Source organism: Microbacterium forte (genome assembly GCF_031885415.1).
Taxonomy (GTDB): domain Bacteria; phylum Actinomycetota; class Actinomycetes; order Actinomycetales; family Microbacteriaceae; genus Microbacterium; species Microbacterium forte.
The window spans coordinates 1,298,694-1,321,050 of record NZ_CP116871.1 but is presented as its reverse complement, the minus strand read 5'-3'; the positions used below and the strand labels follow the sequence as shown (position 1 = coordinate 1,321,050).

Below are 22,357 nucleotides of genomic sequence, written 5' to 3'. Positions count from 1 at the left end.
AGGGATGCCGGGGGCTACTGCTTGACGCTTCCGGCGGTGAGACCTGACTGCCAGAACCTCTGCAGCAGCAGGAAGGCGATGACGATCGGGATGATGGTGAGGAGCGAACCCATGATCACGAGGTTGTAGATCGGCTGCGACCCCGCGCCGATCGCCTGGTTGCTCCACTGGTTGAGGCCGACCGTGAGCGGGTACCAGTCGGGGTCGGACAGCATGATCAGCGGCAGGAAGTAGTTGTTCCAGGTCGCGACCACGGTGAAGAGGGTGACCGTCACGATTCCGGGTGCGAGCAGTCGCATCGAGATCGTGAAGAAGGTGCGGAACTCGCCGGCGCCGTCGATGCGCGCCGCCTCGAGCAGCTCGGTCGGCACCGAATCCGAGGCGAAGACCCAGATCAGGTACAGGCCGAACGGGCTGATCAGCGAGGGGATGATCACGGCCCACGGCGTGTTCGTGAGGCCGAGCTCGCTGAAGAGCAGGAAGGTCGGCACGGCCAGTGCGGTGCCGGGCACGGCGACCGCGCCGAGCACGACGGCGAACACGGCGCGGCGGCCGGGGAAGCGGTACTTCGCGAGTCCATAGCCGGCCATGGTCGCCAGCAGGGTCGCGCCGCCGGCTCCGACGACCACGTACAGCAGCGTGTTGCCGAGCCAGCGCAGGAAGATGCCGTCTTGGTACGAGAACGTGGCCACGAGGTTGTCGAAGAACGCGAAGTCGTCGGAGAACCACAGACCGAACGAGCTGAAGAGTCCCGACTGCGTCTTCGTCGAGCTGAACAGCAGCCAGACGAGCGGCACGAGCGTGTACAGCGCGTACGCGACCATCACGATCAGCAGGATCTTCGACTTGCGCGGATTCATCAGATCGTGGCGCTTCTGCGAGGGGCGGGCGAGGGGGAGTGCCATGTCAGCGCACCTCCGACTTCGAGCCGCGCAGTTGCACGACGTAGGCGATCACTGCGGTGATGACGCCCATGATGATGGCGATCGTCGCGGCGTAGTTGAACTGCTGTCCGGCGAACGAGAGGTTGTACGCGTACATGTTGGGTGTGAAGTACGTCGTGATCACGTTCGGTGCCAGAGGCCGCAGGATGTTGGGCTCGTTGAAGAGCTGGAAGCTGCCGATGATCGAGAAGATCGTCGCGATCACGAGGGCGCCGCGGACGTTGGGGATCTTGATCGAGAAGATCGTGCGCCAGGCGCCGGCTCCGTCGAGCGATGCCGCCTCGTACATGTCGGTCGGGATCGTCTTCAGCGAGGAGTAGAAGATCAGCATGTTGTAGCCGACGAACTGCCACGTCACGATGTTGCCGATCGAGACCAGGATCCACTCCCGGGCGAAGGGGGTGATGAGGTCGCTGCCGAGCAGGTCGTTGAAGTTCGACGTCAGTCCGAACTGGTCGCCGTAGATGTAGCCCCACATGAGCACCGCCACGACGGCGGGCACCGCATAGGGCAGGAAGATCAGGATGCGGAAGAAGGATGCCCCGCGCAGTCGCGCGCTGTCGAGTGCCAGCGCCGCGGCGAGGGCCAGGACCAGCATGATCGGCACCTGCACGACGAGGAACAGCACGACGCGGCCGAACGCCTCCCAGAACTGCGGGTCGGTGAGGGCGCGCACGTAGTTGTCGAACCCGACGAACGCGGTGCCGCCGATCAGCTTCTCCTGGAAGAAGCTGAGGTACAGCGCATAGGCGAGCGGTGTGAGGAACACCAGGGCGAACACGACCATGAACGGGCCGACGAAGGCCCATCCCTTCCAGTCGCGCTTTTCACGCCGGCGGATGCCGTGGTCCGCCAGGGCTGCGGAGTCTTGAGTCGTCATTGACGAGAACCTTCTTAGAGATCGGGCGCTCACGGCGCCGTGTGTCAACGTCAACATATTCGATGCGCTGCTAGTGTGTCAACGTCAACACATGAATGGATGAGTGCTCGTGACCTCGGAACAGTCGGCAGAGCCGCCGCAGCGGCGGCGAGACCCCTCCATGGAGGACGTGGCGCGAGAGGCCGGCGTCTCCGGGCAGACCGTCTCGAGGGTCGTGAACGCGCGCGGCTACGTCGGCGCCGCCACCAGGGAGCGCGTCGAAGACGCCATGCAACGGCTCGGCTATCGGCCCAACAGCGCGGCCCGCGCCCTGCGCTCGGGCCGATTCCGCGCGATCGGTGTGATCATGTTCTCCTTCAGCTCATACGGCAATCAGCGCACGCTCGATGCGATCGCGGTGCGCGCGTCGCAGATGGGATACGCGTTGACTCTGATCCCCGTGGAGTCCAGCGCTCGTGACACCGTGGCAGGCGCCTTCCGCCGCCTCGAGGAGCATGCGGTCGACGGCATCATCATCGTGATCGAGGCGCACCAGCTCGATGAGGCCGAGGTCGAGATCCCCGACGGGCTGCCCGTCGTGCTGGTCGACTCCAACCGTGGAGCGAGTCATCCCTTCGTCGACACCGACCAGGCGCAGGGCGCGCGGCTCGCGACCGAGCATCTGCTCGACCTCGGACACCGGACCGTCTGGCATATCGCGGGTCCGGCGAAGTCGTACTCCGCCGAACGTCGTCGCGAATCCTGGCGGCGCACCCTCGAATCCCGCGGGGTCGTCGCGCCCGAGCCGCTGCAGGGCGACTGGTCCGCCGAGTCGGGCTACCGTGCGGGGCTCCGGCTGCGTGACGACGTCGCCGTCACTGCGGTCTTCGCCGCGAACGACCAGATGGCGATCGGCGTCGTGCGGGCCTTCCGTGAGGCCGGCCGTGATATTCCGAGCGACGTCAGCGTGGTCGGCTTCGATGGCCTGCCGGATGCCGCGCAGCTGTGGCCGCCCTTGACCACCGTGCAGCAGCATCCTGAGAAGGTCGGCGCGCTCGCGGTCGACGCGCTGCTCGCCGAGCTCGACGGGGGAGAGCGCATCCAGACCCCGCTCGTCGGCACGGAGCTCGTCGTCCGCGAGAGCACGGCGCCGCCTCGCGTCTGACCGCAGGCAGCGGGTGCGCCGGCGGTCAGGACCTCTCGGCCGCGCCGGCGCTTTCTCTTCGCCGGATCGACACGTGCGCCGGGATGCCGCGTGAGAACAGGATCGACAGCAGGCTGATCAGGATCAGTCCCACGAACGACACGCGCAGCGACGAGAGCTGCGACTCTCGGTAGATGTCGGCGAGTGCGCTCGAGTCGTCGTCGCTGAGGCCGGCCGCCTCGCTGATCCCGGCGACGTCCGCCGCGGGCACCACCGTGACGCCGCGGTCCGTCGCAGCGCTCACGGTCTCGCGCACGTCGCTCGGAAGATCGCTCACGGCGACGCCGGACGCGAACGAGGTCGACAGCGCTCCGATCAGCAGCGATCCGATCAGCGCGGTTCCGAGCGATGAGCCCAGATTCTGGAAGACGCCCTGCAGCCCGCCGACCTCGCTCGTGTCCTTCTCACTGACGCTCGACATGTTGACATTGCCGAGCTGCGAGGCGAGGAGCCCCAGGGCGCTGCCGGCGAGGAACATGCCGGCCGCGAACAGAACGCCGCGAAGGTCCTCGGTCACCGCACCGAGCAGCAGCACGGCGCTGAGCACGAGGGTCGACTGCCCGACTCTCACGATGCGGCGAGGGGACCACCTGCGGGACAGCGCGGTGCCGACGATCGAGAAGAGGATCAGCGAGACCGAGAGCGGGAAGATCTTGAGGCCCGTCTCGAGCGCGTCGTATCCGAGCGTCATCTGCAGGTACACCGGGACCATGAAGAACAGCCCGGCCGTCACGGCGTACTGGGCGCCGAGCACCGAGAGCCCGCTGCGCAGAGTCGTGATGGAGAACAGATCCGGCTGCATGAGAGGAGAGCGGCCGTCGCGTATCAGCCGTCGCTGCCAGCTGATGAAGAGCGCGATCAGAGCGGCTCCGAGCGCGATGCACCAGGTCGTCAGAGAGACTCCGAGGGGCGCGATGGGGACGCCCGCGATCTCCGGCGTGTACAGGGGGACCACCCATCCCCAGGTCTTGCTCTGCAGCATGCCGAAGACGATCAGGACGAGGCCGGCCGAAGACAGCAGGACGCTGCCGATATCGATGCGGATACTCTGCCGTGGGGTGGAGTCGGTGATGATGCGAGCGCACAGGACGACGCCCAGCATGATCACCACCTCGGCGACGAAGACGAACCGCCAGCTGGAGTACGTGGTCACCGCCCCGCCGATGAGCGGACCGGCCGCGACCGCCGCACCCGACACGGCGCCGATGACGGCGAAGGCGGTGACGCGCTCAGCACCTCGGTAGTTGTCGGCGACGAGTGCGGCGATCGCGGGGATCACCAGCACCGCGCCCAGCCCCTCGATGATCGACCAGCCGAGGAAGAGGAACCCCACGGACGGACTCAGCGCGGTGATGAGGGAGCCTGCGGCGTAGACGCAGGAGCCGATCACGAAGGCGCGGCGTCGTCCCCACACATCGCCGAGCTTGGCGCCGAGGAGCATGAACGCCGCCATCGTCAGGGTGTAGAACGTGATCGCCGCCTGCATCGCCGTCACGGACGTGTCGAGATCGCTCACGACCGTCGAGATCGATACGTTCATGACCGTTCCGTCGAGCACCATGACGAACTGCGCGGAGCCGAGGACGATGACCACGTTCCACTTCTTCACGAGGTCTCCTCGGATGCGGGTGCGGGTGCAGGTGCGGGCGCGGGTGCGGGTGCAGGTGCGGGTGCGGGAGCTGCCTCGTACGCGGGCCGGCGGTTGCCGCGCATGATCCGCGCCACGGCCGTGATCAGGAACAGCTGACCGGTGATCGCCTCGGCGACGGCGATCCCCTGCACAGTGGGGCTCGCCGGCACGATGTTGCCGTAGCCGGTGGTCGTGAGGGTGGTGAACGAGAAGAACAGCTGGCTCGAGAGCGAGTCGACGACCGTCGGGCCGAAGGTCGGCGCGACGGTCAGAAGTGCGACGAGGTTGTAGACCAGGGCGAAGAACATGCCCACCAGGGCGTACGCCGAGATCGCGGCGAGCAGAGCCTCGGCGTCCAGGCCCCGGCGCCGCACCTGGTGTCGGATGATCGCGACCGGCGCGATGAGGAAGGCGAGCATCGAAGCGGCGGACAGCGAGATGTCGAGGGCGTGTCCCTTGAGGTCGAACACCGACACCACGACCGCGGCGATGCCTGCCGCCGCGAGCACGATCCAGGCGATGCGCTGCACCCGAGTATGCGCCTCGGTCACTCGAAGCACGACGGCGACGGTGACCAGCTGCAGCACGAACGCCGGTGGGCTCGGGTCGGTCGTCCCCTGAGCGGCGCACAGCACATAGCTGAGCACGAGGAGTGCGAGCACGAGCCAGTACCCGGACGGCCGGCCGACCACCTGTCTCGCGACGTGTGAGCCGAGGGGCGAGGGCTCACGCATCGTGTCTCCGGATTCCATGGAGGCGCCTCACACGGTTCCGTGCTCGTTCGGCAGACGCCCCGACGCCAGAGCTGCCTTCAGCGCCAGGAAGTCACTGTGGTTCTGATCCGCGTAGGCGACGGCGAAGTCCGCGATCGCCTCCTCGAACGTGTCGCTCCGCCCCAGATACCCCGCGATCTGCACCCGGTCTCCGGATCGGGAGTGGGCTCGCGCCAGCGTCTCGCCGCAGATCCGCGCATACAGGGTCGCACCCCGCACGGTCATCGTCTCCGGATCGATGCCTCCTTTCCCGTCCTGCAGCTGCCGGATGTAGAAGTCACGGTGCTGCCCGTCGAGGCCGACCACGGATTGCCACCCGAGGAAGATGTCGCTGGATGCCTGCATCAGTCGCTGCCCCCGCACGACGCGCTCTGCGTGGTCGTCGAACTCACTCGGACCGAGGAAACGCTCGAGGACGGACGCCTGCGCCTCCTTGGCCTGAAGGAGCAGCGGGTCGTCGTCGTCGCGCCCGCTGAAGAGGATCACCCAGGCTCGCGTCCCGACGCTTCCGACACCGACCACCTTTCGCGCCATATGACGGTACCGGTACTCGGCGAACGGATGCCGTTCGCCGACGAGCGTCGTCCGATACGCGCCGAGCACCTGATGCATGACATCCGCTTCGTCTGCGGCACGCCCCGCTTCGCGCAAGAATTCCTCGACGGGGACGATCAACGGCGGCGCCGCGACGATGCGCAGGCGGCCGTCGACGACGCGCACCAGCTTCTTGAAGGCCTTTCGCTGATCGCGTCTTCGCGCCTTCTCGATCGTCGCGTCCAGCCGACGCACCTCCTCGTCTCCCACCAGCTGGTCGAGCTGCGCCTGGCGGATCGACACTCTCGCACGCTCTGCGTCGAGTCGGTCGTACCAGGCATCGAGCACGGTCGACGTCGCTGCCCTCCGCATCGCCGTCCGGTAGCCGTGCGCCGCGGCCACGACGCAGGCGCGCTCCTCGCCGGCGCTGAATCCACGGTGCCTGCCGGCCACCGCGAAGCTCGCGGCGAGCCGTTTCACATCCCATTCGAACGGGCCGGGGAGCGTCTCGTCGAAGTCGTTGATATCGAAGATCAGGTGCCGCTCCGGGGTGCTGAACAGGCCGAAGTTCGAGAGGTGCGCGTCTCCGCAGAGCTGCGCGATGATCCCGGTGTGCCCGGAGGAGGCGAGATCCGATGCCATGATCAGAGCCGCGCCGCGGTAGAAGGCGAGCGGCGACACCGCCATCCGTGCGTACCGCACCGGCGTGAGCTCCGGAACCCGTGACCGTCCCTGCTCCTCCAGCAGAGCCACGGGATCCGGTCGGTCCGGGGCAGGTGACCACGCACCGAGATGCGCCCGAGGCACCCGCGATCGAGCGGCGCGTCCTCTCTCGCGTCGCTCTGCGAACGGCTTCGCGACCTCAGCCGACCGGGTCATGAGCTGGCCGGACCAAGGGGGGCGGCGGAGGCGGGGGCCGCCTTCTCACCCGCGACGTCGTGGAGCGCGTCGTCCTCGGACGGCACGACGTCGATGACATCGGCATCGGCATCGGCATCAGCGGACGGCGGACGTTCGACCACCTCCAGTATCAGGACGGCGAGGAGCGACAGCGCCAGTGTCCACAGCACGAGCGCGGGGCTGAGCGGCCGCACGAGCAACACGACCCCCGCACCCACCACGATGATCACGCCCCTCAAAAGAGCGCGTCGCGAGTACAGCCACGCGCCGACGCGCCCGGTGCTCAGGCCGCGCCGCTCCAGGGCGCCGCGTAGCGAGGCGGCACCACCGTGGACGACGGCTCGAAGTCGTCGAGGAACGTCGAAGGGTCCGGCGAACCACGCGACCACGGCGGTGACGAGCGCGAGCACGAGCACAGCCACGGCGGTGTCGCGCATGGCGCCGCCGACCAGTTCGTAGATCGCGCCGCCGGCATCCGCCGGGATGCCGTTGCTGCGCAGGGCCGAGTCGAAGAACACCCTGCCGACGGCGAGGCCTGTGAGCACGATGAGCATCACGAGACCGAGGGAGAGCGCCGCGGTCACCAGCGCGACCGAGCGTCGTCGCGCGACGACCACCCCGGCGGCGAGGAAGAGGATGGCCACCCAGGGCAGCCACAGCCCGGCCGCCACCACCAGCTCGTAGGCGAGCTGGACGGAGGCGAGGGAGTCGACCTGCGCGACGGTGATGGTGCGATCGACCGTCGGGATCGATGCCGCGAACCCGACGCCCTGGTCGACGAGCACGTCCTTCGCGGCGTCGATGATCGGCGCCAGCTGGATCCCGATCGTGTCGTCGGACCCGAGCGCGATGGTCGCATCGGGATCGTTCTGCAGCGCGGACACCACCTGCGAGTGGCTGATGCGAAGCGCGGATGCCCAGACGTTCGCGAACGCCTCGGACTCGACGAAGCGCTCGACCACGGTGCCCACGAGCGATTGGAGTCCCTGTGCGGCTGGGCCCTTGAGCAGCTCCAGCGCACGAGTCGCCGCGGGGCCGGTGCCGAGTTCGATGACGCCGTCGATCACGTCCGTGGTGAGGGTCGGTATGTCCACCTGCCCCTCGATCGCCTCGACCACCTGATCGGTGACCGCGGACTGCACCGCAGGATCGCTCGCGAGCACGGAGTAGCTCGCGACGAACCGGTCGGTGTCGGTGAGCTGCACGTTGCCCCAGGCGGCCACCAGGGCGACGGGTGCGATGAGCGCACCCAGCACGATGAGGACGGTCGCCGAGAGGGTGCGTCCCCACCCGCGGGATCGGCGGCGCGACTCGACCGGACCGGGCGTCGGGGCGGGGGTGGCCGCCGGGATGCCGCCGCGGAGCGCGCTGTTCTCGGCTTCGAGGGCAGCGAGGCGCCGTTGCAGCTCCTGGACCGTGGACCGTGCCATGAGGGTTCTCCTTCCTCAGACTTTTCGCGTTCTGACGGGGATAAGCACCTGCGTGATGACCAGCAGGATCGCTGCGGTGATCGGGATCGACACCAGAGCACCGAGCACGGCCTCGCCGATGAGCGCCCCGCTGATGAGGGGTGACTCCTCAAGCACGTTCGCATGGCTCACGGTGCCACTCTCGGGCTCAGGGCGTGCGGCCGCGTCACCCTTTCAGGGCGATATACCGCGGCGTCAGATCAGTCCGAGATCCTGGGCGCGCGCGACGGCGGAGTTGCGGTTGGGAACCGCCAGCTTTCGGTAGATGTGAGCCATGTGGGTCTTGATCGTGTTGGGCGACACGTAGCAGCGGGCCGCGAGCTCGATGTTGGTCATCCGGGTCGGCAGGTACGCGAGGATCTCGAGTTCGCGATCCGTGAGCTGCTCGGCCAGCTCGGGCGAGGATGAGCGGGCGCGACGGAGCAGGCTCGCCCGTTCCAGCACGCTGGCGCGGAACGGCGTCGGGGTGCCGGGGAGGTCGGCGATCAGACGCATGACTTCGGGGCCCGCTCGCACGAAGACGGCGACCAGATCGTGCTGCGAGGCCAGGTCGAGGGCCCGGTGCATGGCGTCCGCGTCCGCGCCGCCCTCGCGGGCGTCGAGCCAGGAGCGGAGGATGAGCTGCTCCACGCCGGCGCGAGGCACCGACTCAGACGGCTCCGGGGAGACAGCATCGAGGTGGGCGCGAGCGAGGTCGAGACGGTTGCGGGTGAGTGCGGCGGCGGTCGCCTCGAACACCAGAGGCGACCAGCGTCCTGCCGACGGATGACGCAATCCGCCGTTCGACGCATGCGCGAGGCGCAGCGTGCGAGCCTCCTCGGCCTCGAGCGCCGCCGCGACGATCGGCGGCGGCGTCGACGGAAGCGGATCGACCGGGTCGACGACGTCTCCCTCGCTGAGAACCCTCGTGAGATGCGCGATCCACATGAGCTGAGTGCGGTGGTTCGCGGCGGCGCGGAGTGCGCCCTCGTGCAGGGGCGTGGCGGCGGCGGACGGGGTGCCCCGCTCGATCGCTGCGAGCGCCGCGGCCAGGAAGGCGTCTGCCGGTGATGGATGTGCGAGCAGGCGGGTCTCGGCTGCGAGGTCCAGTGCCTCCTGCGAGATCGCCGCGGCAAGACGCAGCCGTCCGGCCCACGCCTCCAGCAGCGCGAGCGAGCCGAGGAGATGGATGCGGTACAGGCTGTACTGGGCCCCTGGCTCGGCCAGCGCCTCGTCGAATCGTCGTCGCGCAGCGCCGAGATCACCGGCGAGGAAGAGCGCGCGGCCCGCCGAGGTCAGCGAACTCGCGCGCAGCAGGTGCGGGTGCGTGAGACCCAGCAGCTCGGGCGTGCGCAGATCCGGATTCTCGCCGAGCAGCGTCACCGCCGATTCGGCGGCCTGCAGTGCGACGCGGGGATCAGGCCGGAACTGCACCCGCGCGGCGAGATACGTGTGGATGATCGCCGATCGGCCCGGTGTGAGGGTCGGCCGATCGGCCTGTTCGCGGAGCACGTCCTCGGCTCGGGCCGCATCCCCGTTCATCATCATCAGCATCCCGCGCAGGATCTCGACGTCAGGACGGGTCGCACGGAACTCTGCCGGCAGCGCATCCAGCCACCGGCTGACCGACACGGTGTCGTTGCGTTCGAGCATCTCGCGGCCGCATCCGGAGATGACGGTCGCCGCGCGCTCCCACGATCCTGCTTCGAGAAGGTAGTCGATGGCCGACGACGCGTCGCCCCGCGCGATATGCCAGTCGGCCGCGGCCGTGAGGATCTCGGTCGCCGCTCCGGGGTGCTCGGCCCTCAAGCGGTAGCGCAGGAGCTCTCGGAACATCGGGTGGAAGCGGAACCACTCCCGTCTCCGATCGAGGGCGACGAGGAACATCGACTCTCTCTCGAGCTCCTCGAAGAGCGACGTCGCGTCGTCGACGGAGAGGATCGACTCGACGAGTTCTGCGGACATCCGGTCGAGGACCGAGAGGCGCAGCAGCAGTGATCGGCGCTCGGGAGGCTGTTGGGCCAGAGCCTGTTCGCTCAGATACTCGGAGATGAGGCGATCGGTGCCGCGCAGCTCCCTCGCGAACTGCTCCGGATCGGCTTCGCTGCGCAGACCGAGACCGGTCAGCACCACGCCGGCGGCCCACCCCTCGGTGCGCTCCATGACTGCTGAGAGAGTGCGGGGGCTGACGGGAGCGCCGATGATCCGTTCGAGCAGCGTCGCACTCGCGGCCTCATCGAGCGCAAGGTCGCTCTGTCGCAGCTCGATCAGCGAGTGGCTCAGCCGGTGACGCCCCCAGCCGAGGCCGTAGTCGATACGTGACGAGAAGATGAGGTGGGTGTGCTCGGGAACGTTGTCGGCGAGCCACCAGAGGTCTGGCAGCAGCGGCGATCCGGCGAGGTGCTGCAGGTCGTCGAGCACGAGCACGACCGGGGGATGCTCGCGGAAGACTCCGACGAGAGACTCGAGGACGGGGCGCCCGAAGGCTCGCGCGGTGACTGCGTGCGGTCGTCCGAGATCTGTCGTCCCATGGCCGGGAGGCAGCACCGCGCTCAGGAGATGGTCGAGGAGACGGCGCGGATCGCTGTCCGCCTGCTCCAGCCCGATCCAGATGACACGCACGTCGGGGTGCGATGTCGCCCACTGCGACAGCAGCACCGTCTTGCCGGAGCCGGCCGGGGCCACGACGACGCTGAGGGGCGCGTTGAGCGTCGCGTCGAGTCGGCTGCGCAATCGTGGTCGCTCGACGGCGTGGGCCGGCGGGGGAGGTATGGCTGTCATCGGCGATTCCGCTGTCAGTATGGCAGGGCGCGGTCGCATCATCCACAGCCGGTTCAGATCATCCGCAGAGGATGAGGACGGCCGTGATCCGCGCGTGCATCATGGGACGATCGCGCTCGCGCCCATGTTGCTCGCGCTCCAGAGAGGCTGCCGTCATGACCCGGGTCTTCGAAGTGCTCGTCCGAGGACGGATGAGCCCGCAGCTCGCACAGGCGCTGGACGGCTTCACGGTGCAGGACCGACCAGGCGGACTCACGAGCATCCTCGGACCGGTCGACGATCAGCCGCGCCTGCTGGGTCTTCTCGGAGCCTTCGACGACCTCCACATCGAGGTCATCTCGGTGAATCCCGTCCCCGCGGTGCAGGACGGGTCACCCGGGCAGGGTGACGCGGGCGCATCCGCACGTGGCTAGCTTCGGAGCTGGTACTCACCACCTCCGACCGAAAGGCATCGCGCATGTCCATCTGGGATCTCGTGGCCTGGTTCTTCTGGGCCTTCGTCTTCATCTCGTACCTCATGGTCGTCTTCACGATCATCGGCGACATCTTCCGAGACAGCTCTCTCAACGGGTGGCTGAAGGCGGTGTGGATCATCTTCCTCGTCTTCCTCCCGTTCCTGACATCACTCGTGTATCTCATCGCCCGCGGGCAGGGGATGGCGCAGCGGCGCGGCGAGCAGATCGCCGAACTGCAAGCGGCTCAGACCGCCTACATCCGGGAGACCGCAGGCTCTTCGCCGGCGGACGACATCACGAAGGCGCGGGGTCTGCTCGACTCGGGCGTGATCACCCAGGTCGAGTTCGAGACGCTCAAGGCGAAGGCGCTCGCGTCCTAGCCGATCCGGGGAGCGGCCGACGGGCGGAGGACGTCCGTCGACCACCTGGACGGGCGAGCCGCGTCACCCGAGACGTGTGATGACCCCGTCGGGAGTCCGAGGCAGGCTGGAGGCCGACGAAGGGCGGGAGGCCGGGCATGACCGAACTGACCATAGGCACGATGACGGATGATGCGGGAACGTCTGTGCAGCTGGACGCACGCCGCTTCAACCGACACACGTTCTGGTGCGGCCAGAGCGGCAGCGGGAAGACATACGCGCTCGGCGTCGTGCTCGAGCAGCTCCTGCTGCACACCGAACTGCCGATGCTCATCCTCGATCCGAATGCCGACTTCGTGAGGCTGGCGGAGACGAGAGCAGGCGCTTCGACCGAGCATGCGGCCGCCATCGCGCAGACCGACATCCGCGTGTTCCGATCGGGTCACGGAGAGGGAGACAAGCTGCACGCCCGATACATCGATCTGTCTCCGGCCGCCAAGGCCGCGGTTCTGCAGATCGACCCGATCGCCGATGCCGAGGAGTACAACGTCCTGCTCTACTGGCCCGTCAGCACCACGGACTTCGACGCCGACGACATGCTGAGACAGTTCCGCGCGACAGGAGACCCGGCGCATATCCGGCTCGCGAATCGCATGGAGAACCTGCAGGTGCTCGAGTGGGACCTCTGGTCGAGAGGAGCCGGATCCGTCGTCGATGTGATCGCTGAACGGCCGAGGGCCACCGTCCTCGACCTCGGGGGATTCGACCACCCTGCGGAGCCGAAGGTGGCGGCGCTCGCCGTGCTCGAGGCGCTGTGGATGCAGCGAGAGAGCCGTCGACCGCTCCTCATCGTGATCGACGAGGCGCACAACCTCTGCTCACCCGAGCCGCGCACCGCCGTCGAGAAGGCTGTCACCGAGAGGCTCGTTCAGATCGCGGCCGAGGGACGCAAGTTCGGCCTCTGGCTCTTCCTGTCGACGCAGCGCCCGACCAAGATCCACCCCAACGTGCTCTCGCAGTGCGACAACCTCGGCCTCATGCGCGTGAACGCCCCGCGGGACATCGCCGAACTGGCGGACGTGTTCGGCTTCGTCGGGGAGGACGACATCCGCCGGGCCCAGGGATTCGCTCAGGGACAGGCGCTGTTCGCCGGTGGGTTCATCGCGCAGCCGACATTCGCGCAGATGGGGGAGCGGCTGACCGAGGAAGCGGGCGCAGACGTGCGAGTACCGCTGCGCTCGTGACCGAGTGATCCGCGGTTCAGCGCCAGATGACCGCGATGCCTGCGTTGAGCGCCGTCAGGATGCCGACGAGCCAGAACATCGCGACGGGCACGGATCCGGACTTGCGCTGCTTCGAGGTGCCGATGCCGAGGAGCGCACCGATCACGAGGAGCACGACGAGCTTCGTGCCGATCTTGGCGTAGTTCATCTCGACGCCCTCGGGGAGACCCCACGGTGCTGCGAGTGCGAGGCCCGCGACCGCGGCGATCGTCATGCCGATGGTCATCAGACGGGTGAACTCGCGCTTGCCGCCGAAGGCCTGCACCGCCCAGGCGCCGAAGAGCACGGCGAAGCCGATCAGGTGGACGAACAGAACGACATGACGCAGAGTCTCCATACCCTCACGCTAGGAGCACGCGAGGTGCGCGCGCCAGCAAGGGCAGGCTGACCTCTCAGCCCCGCAGCGCGCGCACGAGGAGCGCGGTGCGCAGCGCGGCATCCGCAGCCTCCGCGCCCTTGTCCTCCTTCGAGCCCTCGAGACCCGCGCGGTCGAGGCCCTGCTTCTCGTCGTCGAGCGTCAGCACGCCGAAGCCGACGGGCTTGCCCGCATCGAGCGAGACGCGGGTCAGTCCGTCGGTCGTCGCGGCCGAGACGTACTCGAAGTGCGGGGTTCCGCCGCGGATGATCACGCCGAGGGCGACGACGGCGTCCGCCCCGCCCGCGAACGCGGCCTGCGCGGCGAGAGCGAGCTCGAACGAACCCGGCACGCGCACGAGCCGGTATGCGGCGTCGGCCTCGTCGAGGACGCGCTGCGCACCGGCGATCAGGCCGTCGGTGATCACGTCATGCCACGTGCCGGCCACGATGACGACCTTCAGCCCGCGTCCGTCGATCTTCTCGGTCTTGGGTGCTCCTGCGCCGCTCATGCGTCGTCCTTCCGTCCGTCGGCAAGAGCCTCTGCGAGCTCCGCCTCTCCGATGATGTGACCCATCCGGTCACGCTTGGTCTCGAGGTACTGGTGGTTGTTGGGTCCGACGCCGACGATCAGCGGCACCTGCTCGACGACATCCAGCCCGAGGCCGCGCAGCTGGTTCACCTTGTCGGTGTTGTTCGTCAGCAGGCGCACCTTCGACACACCGAGGTCGGCGAGGATTCCCGCCGCAGCCGCATAGTCGCGGGCGTCGGCCGGGAGCCCCAGCGCGAGGTTCGCGTCGACCGTGTCGAGGCCCTCCTCCTGCAGGCTGTACGCGCGGAGCTTGTTGATCAGCCCGATGCCCCGGCCCTCATGGCCCCGCATGTAGATGACGACGCCGCCGTCCTGCTCGATCGCGTCGAGAGCGGCGTCGAGCTGGGGGCCGCACTCGCACTTGAGCGACCCGAACGCCTCGCCCGTCAGGCACTCCGAGTGCACCCGCACGAGAGCGGTCTCGCTCAGCTCGCCCGACACGACGGCGATGTGATCGGTGCCGGTCACCCTGTCTTTGTACGCCAGGAAGCGGAACGTGCCGTGCGGGGTGGGCACGGTCGCATCCGCGCGCAGGCTCACGCGCCTGCTGGCTCGTTCGGGAGACCAGCCGGTGGGGTCGGTCTCGTTGAGATGCGCGATGAGCTGCTCGATCGTGATGACCGGCACGCCGTCGCGCGCACCCAGCTCGATGAGCCCGGGAAGCCGCATCATGCTGCCGTCCTCGGCGACGACCTCGGCGATCGCGCCGACCGGGCGCAGACCCGCGAGCTTCATCAGGTCGACAGCGGCCTCGGTGTGACCGCTGCGCTCGCGCACGCCGCCGTCGACCGCGCGGAGAGGAAGCACATGTCCGGGGCGGATGATGCTCGTCGCGGTCGACTCGGGGTTCGCCAGGACGTTCAGCGTGTGGGCGCGGTCGTGAGCGCTGATGCCGGTGGTCACGCCCTCTGCCGCGTCGACGCTCACCGTGTAGGCGGTCGAGCGTGCGTCCTCGGATGCCGCGACCATCGGCTGCAGGTTGAGGTTGTCGGCGAGGTCGGCGGGCATCGGCGCGCAGATGAAGCCGGATGACCAGCGAACCGTCCAGGCGACCCATTCGGGCGTGGCGAGCTCTGCCGAGAGGATGACGTCGCCCTCGTTCTCGCGGTTCTCGTCGTCTGCGACGAGGACCGGTCGCCCGGCGCGGAGGGCCTCGAGGGCCTCGGGGACGGTGGAAAGGCTCATCGCGAGCCTCCTTCCGGTGCTGCCCTGAACGCCAGCAGACGTTCGACGTGCCGGGCGAGGATGTCGGTCTCGAGGTTCACGCGGTCGCCGACCGCACGCGAGCCGAGGGTGGTGGCGGCGAGAGTCTCGGGAATGAGCGAGATCTCGAACCAGTGGACATCGACGTCGACGGGGCTGACCGCGCTCACCGTGAGCGAGGTGCCGTCGACCGAGATGGAGCCCTTGTCGACGACGAGCGGCGCGAGGTCGTCTGGCAGCGAGATGCGCAGCACGCTCCACTGCTCGCCGGGGCGCACCTCGAGCACGCTGCCGACACCGTCGACGTGACCCTGCACGATGTGACCGCCGAGGCGGGCGCCGACCGGCATCGCCTTCTCGATGTTCACGCGAGTGCCGACGGTCGCTCCGCCGAGGGCGGCGACGTCGAGGGTCTGCTTCATCACATCGGCGTCGAACGTGTCGGCTGTCGAATCGACGACCGTGAGGCAGACGCCGGAGACCGCAATGGATTCGCCGTGCACGGCGTCGGACACAGCTCTGGGGGCCCTGACCGTCAGACGCCACCCGTCTCCGGCGGGCGCGATCGCGGTGATCTCGCCGATCTCCTCGATGATTCCGGTGAACATCAGGCGGCTCCTTCTTCAGTGGTGAGCACGGGGTGTGCGACGGCGAGCAGGTCTGCACCGAGGGGCAGCCACTCCTCGATCGTCAGGCGTCGGGCGGCGTCGATGGTGTCGACGCCGATGTCGGTGAGCGCCAGTCGATCGCCGCCGAGCAGCACGGGAGCGACGTAGGCGAGCACGCGGTCGGCGAGTCCGGCTGCGATGAACGCGCTCGCCAGGGTCGGACCCCCTTCGACGAACACGCTCTGGACGCCGCGTGAATGCAGGTCGGCGAGCACGGCGCTCAGGTTGTGCGTGTCGAAGAAGAGCGGTGTCTTCGGGTGCCGACGGATCGACGCGTCGTCGGGGGTCGAGCGCGAGCCGATCACGACCGGGATCGGCTGCCGGTCGTAGAGCAGGTCGCCGTCGCGGGCCGTCAGCGAGGGGTCGTCAGAGAGCACGGTGCCGGTTCCGACGACGATCGCATCCGCAGCGGCTCGACGTCGATGGACGTCGGCCCTGGCCTGCGGTCCTGTGATCCACTGGCTGCTGCCGTCGGATGCCGCAGCCCGACCGTCGAGGGACTGGGCCCACTTCACCGTGACGTGCGGGCGCCCCAGACGCTGAGCGGTGAGCCAGTCCCCGATGATCGCGTGCGCGGCATCGGCCTGTTCGCCCGAGTCGACGCTCACCCCCGCGGCGCGGAGACGCTCGCCGCCGCCGCCCGAGACCTCGCCCGGGTCGTCGAGTGCGTAGACGACGCGCGAGACGCCCGCGTCGATGAGCGCGACGGCGCACGGGCCGGTTCGCCCGGTGTGGTTGCAGGGTTCGAGGGTGACGACAGCGGTCGCGCCGTCGGCCGCGCCGGGTGCGAGCTTCGAGAGCGCATCGACCTCGGCGTGCGGCGTGCCGGCACCGTGGTGCCAGCCTTCGGCGATGATCTCGCCCTCGGGGGAGAGGATGACGGCGCCGACCTGAGGGTTCACGCCTCGTGGGCCGAGCGTCGCGAGCTCGAGCGCGCGGGTCATCGCCCGCCGTTCCGCCTCGTTCACTGCCATCCGTGGTCCTCTCTGAGGCTCCGGGGATTCTCCTCGGGAGGAGACGTCGGCAGAACGCGCGCGCAGCGGCGCACCGTGCTGCCTCCCTTCCGGACTAGCGAGGCTGGGCCTCGCACCACCGTCGGTCCCGGAATTCCACCGGATCGGCATCTCGGAGAACCGAGACGCTCGCGGACTGTCACCGCCGGTTCGGATTCTCACCGACCCCGGAGCACGTTGATGCTCTGAGTGTACTCAACACATCCGACTGCGTTTCATTCCGCGTCGAAGTGCTACTTGAGCAGCCGCGACAGGCGGCGATCGGCGAGCGGCTTGCCCCCGGTCTGGCAGGTCGGGCAGTACTCCATCGAGCGGTCGGCGAAGAAGACGCTGCGCACGGTGTCGCCGCACACCGGACACGCCTCGCCGCGACGAGCGTGCACCTGCATCCCACGGCGCTTCGCGTCTTTGAGGTCAGCCGGCGGCTTGCCGGAGGCCTCGGCCACGGCATCCGTCAGCGTCGTCCGCATGGCGGCGTACAGCCGATCGATCTCGTCGCCGCTCAGCGTGGCGGCGATCGCGTACGGCGACATGCGCGCGGCGTGCAGGATCTCGTCGGAGTAGGCGTTGCCGATCCCGGCGATCAAGCTCTGGTCGCGCAGCAGCCCTTTGATCTGCGTCCGCCGGCCGTCGAGCAGCCCGGCGAACACATCACGCGTGAAGGTCTCCTCGAGTGGATCCGGGCCGAGGCGGGCGATGCCGGGCACCTCTTCCGGGTCGCGCACGACATAGACGGCGAGCGACTTCTTCGTGCCCGCCTCGGTGAGGTCGAAGCCGCTCTCGTCGTCGAGGCCCACCCGCACGGCGATGGGTGACTTGCCGGGCTTGATGAGCGTCGTCGGCAGTGTCTCGTACCACCGCAGCCAGCCTGCCTTGGCGAGATGGAACACGAGGTGCAGGTCGTCGCCGCACGAGAGCACGATGAACTTGCCTCGGCGAGATGCTGCGGTGATCTCTGCCCCGTGCAGAGCCGTGTTGGGCGGGTCGTAGGTCTTCAGAGCAGCTATCGCGCCCACGCTCGTCCGAACGATCGTGCGCCCCACCGTGCGTTCGGCGAGAAAGGCGGTCAGGCCCTGGACCTCCGGCATCTCAGGCATGCGCTCATCCTGCCACCGACGTCGGACACGCGGCTAGGGCGCTTTCTCAGAGGATCGGCCAGTCCACCGGGGTGCGATCGTCGGTCGCGAGGAGCCCGCCGAACCATCCGTCGTCACGCCCGCGGTCGCTCGTGAGCGCTTGTCGCCCCAGACCCTCATACCGGAACCCGAGGGCGCGGGCGGCTCGGGCCGACGGGACGTTGCCCGCGACCGCACGCCAGCCGAGGCGGGCGAGGCCGAGCTCGTCGAACGCCCAGTCGACGACGGCGCGCGCAGCCTCGACGAGGTAGCCGTTGCCGCGGGCGGACGCCGTGACCCAGTAGCCGATCTCGGCGTCCCCGCCGGTCGAGTGCTCGACGATGCGGTGCAGTCCGATCGAGGCCACCAGCTCGTCGTCGCGATAGGCGCACCAGATCGCCTGACTGCCATCGGCCCACCACTCGCCGATCAGGCGGACGTACCCTTCGCCGTGCTCGCGCGTGTACGGGCTCGGCACGGTGGTCCATCGAGGGATCTCCGGATCCTGACAGGCCGCGGTGATCGCGTCGATGTCGGACTCGTCCGGCACGTGCAGGACGAGGCGCTCGGTGGTGAGAGTGACCGGTTCCATCCCGGCATCCTACGGGTCTCGCAGCGCGGGTCCGGGACGATCCCGATGCCGGTGTCTGCGGCCGCGGCTAGGCTTGTCCGGTGACTGTGCCGGGGATTCTGCGCGCCTTGGAAGAGGCATCTCTTTTTCGTGACGCCCTGACGTGGGCCCAGACCGATGCCGATCTCGGCCTGGTCGACGGACTCGACGCTCCGGCGCTCGCGGGTCTGCTCGAGAAGCGCCGGGCAGCGGGGCATCCCGCCGCGCTCCTGACCGTCGTCCCGACGGGCAGGCGGGCCGAGAGTCTCGCTGCCGCGCTCACCGCGTACATCCCCGATGCCGAGGTCGTGACCTTCCCCGCGTGGGAGACGCTGCCGCACGAGCGACTCAGCCCCAGCACCGACACGGTGGGTCAGAGACTGCAGACCCTGCGTCGCATCGCGGAATGGTCGGGCGATCACCCCCTCGTCGTCGTGGCCTCCGTGCGAGCCGCCCTCCAGCCGATCGCTGGCAACCTCGGTGAGATCGCGCCTCTCGAGCTGCGCACCGCGAGCCGCGGTCACGAACTCGACCACGTCGTCGAGCAGCTGGTCGAGCGCGCCTATTCGCGCGTCGACATGGTTTCGCGCCGAGGCGAGTTCGCCGTCCGAGGCGGCATCCTCGATGTGTTCCCCCCGATCTCGGAGCATCCGTTCCGCGTCGAGTTCTTCGGCGACGAGATCGACCAGATCCGCTCGTTCTCCGTCGCTGATCAGCGCTCGCTCCCGGGCGACGTCGACGGCGTCGATCTGCCGCCGAGCCGCGAGCTGCTGCTGACTCCTGACGTTCGCGATCGCGCGCGAGCGCTGATCGGCGTGTTCCCGGCGATCGCGGGGATGCTCGAGAAGATGGCCGAGGGAATCCCGGTCGAGGGCATGGAGTCTCTTCTTCCGGCGGTCTCCGGTCCGCTGAAGTCGCTCGCGGAGTACCTGCCCGAGGGCGTCGCGACGGCCGTCGTCGACCCCGAGCGGTCGAGCGCCCGTGCGATCACACTGGGCGAGACCAACCGCGAGTTCCTCGACGCGGCCTGGAGCGCGGCGACCTCCGGCGCGTCGGCCCCCATCGATCTCGGTGCCGGCGACTTCCTCACCATCGCCCGGCTGCGCGAGGTCGTCCGCGATCGCGGCGGCGTCTGGTGGCGACTGAGCCCGTTCTCGATGGGCGGCGAGGACGCCGAGACCATCGACGCCTCGGTCATCCCGTCGTTCCACGGCAACGTCGACGGTGCGATCTCGTTCGTCGAGGCGAAGGTCGCAGACGGCTGGCGGGTCGTCGTGATCGCCGCCGGAGCGGGCCTCGTCGACCGTGCCCGCGACGTGCTGTCCGACCGAGGGATCGCCGCCCGCATCGTGTCCGAGCTGACCGACGCGCCCGACACCGGCGTCGCGACTCTCGTCACCGGCTCGGTCGAAGCCGGATTCCAGATCCCCGAGGCCAAGCTCGCCGTCCTCACCGACAACGAGTTCTACGGGCGCACGATCGGCGGAGACCAGCGCGTCGTCAAGAAGCTCGCGTCGCGTCGCAAGAACGTCGTCGATCCGCTGCAGCTCAAGCAGGGCGACTATGTCGTGCACAACACGCACGGCATCGGCCGATTCGTCGAGATGACGCAGCGCGAGGTGTCGACCGGCGGGCGCAACGCGACGAAGTCCGTGCGCGACTATCTCGTGCTCGAGTACGCCCCGTCGAAGCGCGGTTATCCCGGCGACAAGCTCTACGTGCCCACCGATCAGCTCGACCTGCTCTCGAAGTACGTCGGCGGCGAGGGGCCGACCCTGTCGAAGATGGGCGGCAGCGACTGGTCGCAGGCGAAGGGCAAGGCTCGCAAGGCCGTGCGCGACATCGCCGTCGAGCTGGTCAAGCTGTATTCGGCGCGGATGAGCGCGAAGGGTCACGCGTTCGGCCCGGACACGCCCTGGCAGCGCGAGCTCGAAGAGGCGTTCCCGTTCGCCGAGACCCTCGATCAGCTGCAGACCATCGATGAGATCAAGGCCGACATGGAGCGGCCGATCCCGATGGACAGGCTGCTGTCGGGCGACGTCGGCTTCGGCAAGACCGAGGTCGCCGTGCGCGCGGCGTTCAAGGCGATCCAGGACGGCAAGCAGGTCGCGATGCTCGTGCCGACGACGTTGCTCGTCAAGCAGCATCTCGAGACGTTCACCGAGCGCTTCGCCGGATTCCCCGTCAAGGTGCGTCCGCTGTCGCGCTTCCAGACCGACAAGGAGGCGCGTCTCACTCTCGACGGCCTGCTCGACGGCACCGTCGACATGGTGATCGGCACCCACCGCATCCTCACCGATCAGGTCATGTTCAAAGACCTCGGCCTGATGATCATCGACGAGGAGCAGCGCTTCGGCGTCGAGCACAAGGACACCCTCAAGAAGATGAAGACGAATGTCGACATCCTCGCGATGAGCGCGACGCCCATCCCGCGCACGCTCGAGATGGCGGTCACGGGCATCCGCGAGATGTCGACGCTCGCGACGCCGCCGGAGGACCGGCATCCGATCCTCTCGTTCGTCGGGCCCCGCAGCGACAAGCAGATGGCGGCGGCGATCCGTCGAGAGATCCTGCGCGAGGGCCAGGTGTTCTTCGTGCACAACCGCGTGCAGTCGATCCAGCGCGTCGCTGCCCAGCTCGCCGAGCTCGTGCCCGAGGCGCGCATCGCCGTGGCGCACGGTCAGATGGGCGAGCACGCGCTCGAGCAGGTCGTCGACGACTTCTGGGAGCGCAAGTTCGACGTGCTCGTCTCGACCACGATCATCGAGACGGGTCTCGACATCGCGAACGCGAACACGATCATCATCGACAGGGCCGACAAGTACGGGCTGAGCCAGCTGCACCAGCTGCGCGGCCGTGTCGGTCGAGGTCGCGAGCGCGCCTATGCGTACTTCCTCTACGACGAGATGAAGCCTCTCAGCGAGACGGCGGCCGACCGCCTCCAGACGATCGCCGTCAACAACGACCTGGGGTCGGGAATGCAGGTCGCGCTCAAAGACCTCGAACTGCGAGGCGCCGGCAACCTGCTCGGCGGTGAACAGGCCGGACACATCGCCGGGGTCGGATTCGACCTCTACCTCCGGATGATCGGCGAGGCCGTCGCGACGTTCCGTGGCGAAGACGTCGAGTCGGGCCAGGAGCTGCGCCTCGAGCTGCCGTTGGACGCGCGCATCCCCGAGTACTACATCGACAGCGAACGACTTCGTCTCGAGGCATACCAGAAGCTGTCAGCGGCGTCGACGGCGACGGCGAAGGACGACGCGATCGATCTCGTCATCGACGAGCTCACCGACCGCTACGGCACCCCTCCCGACGAGGTCACGGGCCTGATCGCGGTCTCCCGCCTTCGCCGTCGTGCAGCCAGAGCCGGACTCTCCGACGTCGTGGTCATGGGCTCGAACCTGCGCATCGCACCGGCTCGACTCGAGGACTCGATCAAGGTGCGCCTGCAGCGGCTGTACCCCAAGGCGAAGCTGGTCGGCGGAGGCGAGGCGCTCGTCGTGCCGATGCCGACAGTGCCCGCCGCCGTGGGAGTGGGACTCGAACCGCTGCAGGCAGCCGAGCTGCTCGACTGGGTCGACCAGCTCTTCACAGCGATCTTCCCCGAACCGGCGAAGGTCGAGTGACGGGAA

20 protein-coding genes and 1 riboswitch are annotated in these 22,357 nt (G+C 68.5%); of the genes, 5 read left to right on the top strand and 15 right to left on the bottom strand.

Going from position 1 to position 22,357, the window contains the following annotated elements:
- Window positions 1–14 precede the first annotated feature (14 nt).
- Window positions 15–860, bottom strand: a complete 846-nt coding sequence (locus tag OB895_RS06495; protein WP_042542215.1) for a carbohydrate ABC transporter permease — start codon at window positions 858–860, stop codon at window positions 15–17.
- Window positions 861–906: 46 nt separating this feature from the next.
- Window positions 907–1,824 carry a carbohydrate ABC transporter permease gene (locus OB895_RS06490; RefSeq protein WP_309686878.1) on the bottom strand — a complete coding sequence of 306 codons (918 nt, stop codon included), beginning with the start codon at window positions 1,822–1,824 and terminating at the stop codon, window positions 907–909.
- 160 nt (window positions 1,825–1,984) lie between these two features.
- On the opposite strand from OB895_RS06490, the gene OB895_RS06485 reads away from it, so the two are divergent.
- Window positions 1,985–2,968, top strand: coding sequence for a LacI family DNA-binding transcriptional regulator (locus tag OB895_RS06485; protein ID WP_376708836.1), 984 nt, complete (start codon window positions 1,985–1,987; stop codon window positions 2,966–2,968).
- A gap of 25 nt (window positions 2,969–2,993) precedes the next feature.
- On the opposite strand, the gene OB895_RS06480 is transcribed toward OB895_RS06485, so the two are convergent.
- The 6 genes from OB895_RS06480 to OB895_RS06455 form a co-directional block, all read right to left on the bottom strand.
- A complete protein-coding gene (locus OB895_RS06480) occupies window positions 2,994–4,616 on the bottom strand; it encodes an MFS transporter (protein WP_311879531.1) in 1,623 nt (540 codons plus the stop codon).
- On the bottom strand, window positions 4,613–5,389 hold the full coding sequence (locus tag OB895_RS06475) for an ion channel (protein WP_311879529.1): 777 nt from the start codon (window positions 5,387–5,389) through the stop codon (window positions 4,613–4,615). Before OB895_RS06475 ends, OB895_RS06480 begins: the two co-directional genes overlap by 4 nt.
- Before the next feature lie 9 nt (window positions 5,390–5,398).
- Window positions 5,399–6,697, bottom strand: coding sequence for a DUF2252 domain-containing protein (locus OB895_RS06470; RefSeq protein ID WP_311879527.1), 1,299 nt, complete (start codon window positions 6,695–6,697; stop codon window positions 5,399–5,401).
- Window positions 6,698–6,819: 122 nt separating this feature from the next.
- Window positions 6,820–8,274 (bottom strand): hypothetical protein, encoded by a 1,455-nt coding sequence (locus OB895_RS06465; RefSeq protein WP_311879525.1) that lies wholly within the window; start codon window positions 8,272–8,274, stop codon window positions 6,820–6,822.
- Window positions 8,275–8,289: 15 nt separating this feature from the next.
- Window positions 8,290–8,445 (bottom strand): hypothetical protein, encoded by a 156-nt coding sequence (locus OB895_RS06460; RefSeq protein ID WP_311879523.1) that lies wholly within the window; start codon window positions 8,443–8,445, stop codon window positions 8,290–8,292.
- A gap of 63 nt (window positions 8,446–8,508) precedes the next feature.
- Window positions 8,509–11,073, bottom strand: a complete 2,565-nt coding sequence (locus OB895_RS06455) for a winged helix-turn-helix domain-containing protein (protein WP_311879522.1) — start codon at window positions 11,071–11,073, stop codon at window positions 8,509–8,511.
- A 155-nt stretch (window positions 11,074–11,228) separates the two neighbouring features.
- On the opposite strand from OB895_RS06455, the gene OB895_RS06450 reads away from it, so the two are divergent.
- From OB895_RS06450 to OB895_RS06440, 3 genes are all read left to right on the top strand, one after another.
- Window positions 11,229–11,486, top strand: coding sequence for a DUF8691 family protein (locus OB895_RS06450; protein WP_079112478.1), 258 nt, complete (start codon window positions 11,229–11,231; stop codon window positions 11,484–11,486).
- Between the two features lie 44 nt (window positions 11,487–11,530).
- A complete protein-coding gene (locus tag OB895_RS06445; protein ID WP_311879521.1) occupies window positions 11,531–11,908 on the top strand; it encodes an SHOCT domain-containing protein in 378 nt (125 codons plus the stop codon).
- A 137-nt stretch (window positions 11,909–12,045) separates the two neighbouring features.
- The gene (locus tag OB895_RS06440; protein ID WP_311879519.1) at window positions 12,046–13,131 is read left to right on the top strand and encodes an ATP-binding protein; all 1,086 of its coding nucleotides are present in this window, start codon (window positions 12,046–12,048) and stop codon (window positions 13,129–13,131) included.
- Between the two features lie 16 nt (window positions 13,132–13,147).
- On the opposite strand, the gene OB895_RS06435 is transcribed toward OB895_RS06440, so the two are convergent.
- The 7 genes from OB895_RS06435 to OB895_RS06405 form a co-directional block, all read right to left on the bottom strand.
- Window positions 13,148–13,507 carry a Fe-S protein gene (locus OB895_RS06435; RefSeq protein WP_311879517.1) on the bottom strand — a complete coding sequence of 120 codons (360 nt, stop codon included), beginning with the start codon at window positions 13,505–13,507 and terminating at the stop codon, window positions 13,148–13,150.
- Window positions 13,508–13,562: 55 nt separating this feature from the next.
- Window positions 13,563–14,036 (bottom strand): 6,7-dimethyl-8-ribityllumazine synthase, encoded by a 474-nt coding sequence (gene ribH / locus OB895_RS06430; protein ID WP_056376023.1) that lies wholly within the window; start codon window positions 14,034–14,036, stop codon window positions 13,563–13,565.
- Complete coding sequence (gene ribA / locus OB895_RS06425; protein ID WP_311879516.1) at window positions 14,033–15,301, bottom strand: GTP cyclohydrolase II; 1,269 nt, start codon at window positions 15,299–15,301, stop codon at window positions 14,033–14,035. Before ribA ends, ribH begins: the two co-directional genes overlap by 4 nt.
- Entirely contained in the window at window positions 15,298–15,927 is a 630-nt protein-coding gene (locus tag OB895_RS06420) for a riboflavin synthase (RefSeq protein WP_042542089.1), read from the bottom strand. The genes ribA and OB895_RS06420 overlap by 4 nt, the downstream gene beginning before the upstream one ends.
- Entirely contained in the window at window positions 15,927–16,961 is a 1,035-nt protein-coding gene (ribD, locus tag OB895_RS06415) for a bifunctional diaminohydroxyphosphoribosylaminopyrimidine deaminase/5-amino-6-(5-phosphoribosylamino)uracil reductase RibD (protein ID WP_042542088.1), read from the bottom strand. The genes OB895_RS06420 and ribD overlap by 1 nt, the downstream gene beginning before the upstream one ends.
- 72 nt (window positions 16,962–17,033) lie before the next feature.
- A riboswitch (FMN riboswitch) is annotated at window positions 17,034–17,179 on the bottom strand.
- Window positions 17,180–17,233: 54 nt separating this feature from the next.
- Window positions 17,234–18,097: an Fpg/Nei family DNA glycosylase gene (locus tag OB895_RS06410; protein WP_042542087.1), complete on the bottom strand. Its 864-nt coding sequence runs from the start codon at window positions 18,095–18,097 to the stop codon at window positions 17,234–17,236.
- A 46-nt stretch (window positions 18,098–18,143) separates the two neighbouring features.
- Window positions 18,144–18,707, bottom strand: a complete 564-nt coding sequence (locus tag OB895_RS06405) for a GNAT family N-acetyltransferase (RefSeq protein WP_056376032.1) — start codon at window positions 18,705–18,707, stop codon at window positions 18,144–18,146.
- An 80-nt stretch (window positions 18,708–18,787) separates the two neighbouring features.
- On the opposite strand from OB895_RS06405, the gene mfd reads away from it, so the two are divergent.
- A complete protein-coding gene (mfd, locus tag OB895_RS06400; protein WP_311879514.1) occupies window positions 18,788–22,351 on the top strand; it encodes a transcription-repair coupling factor in 3,564 nt (1,187 codons plus the stop codon).
- Window positions 22,352–22,357 lie beyond the last annotated feature (6 nt).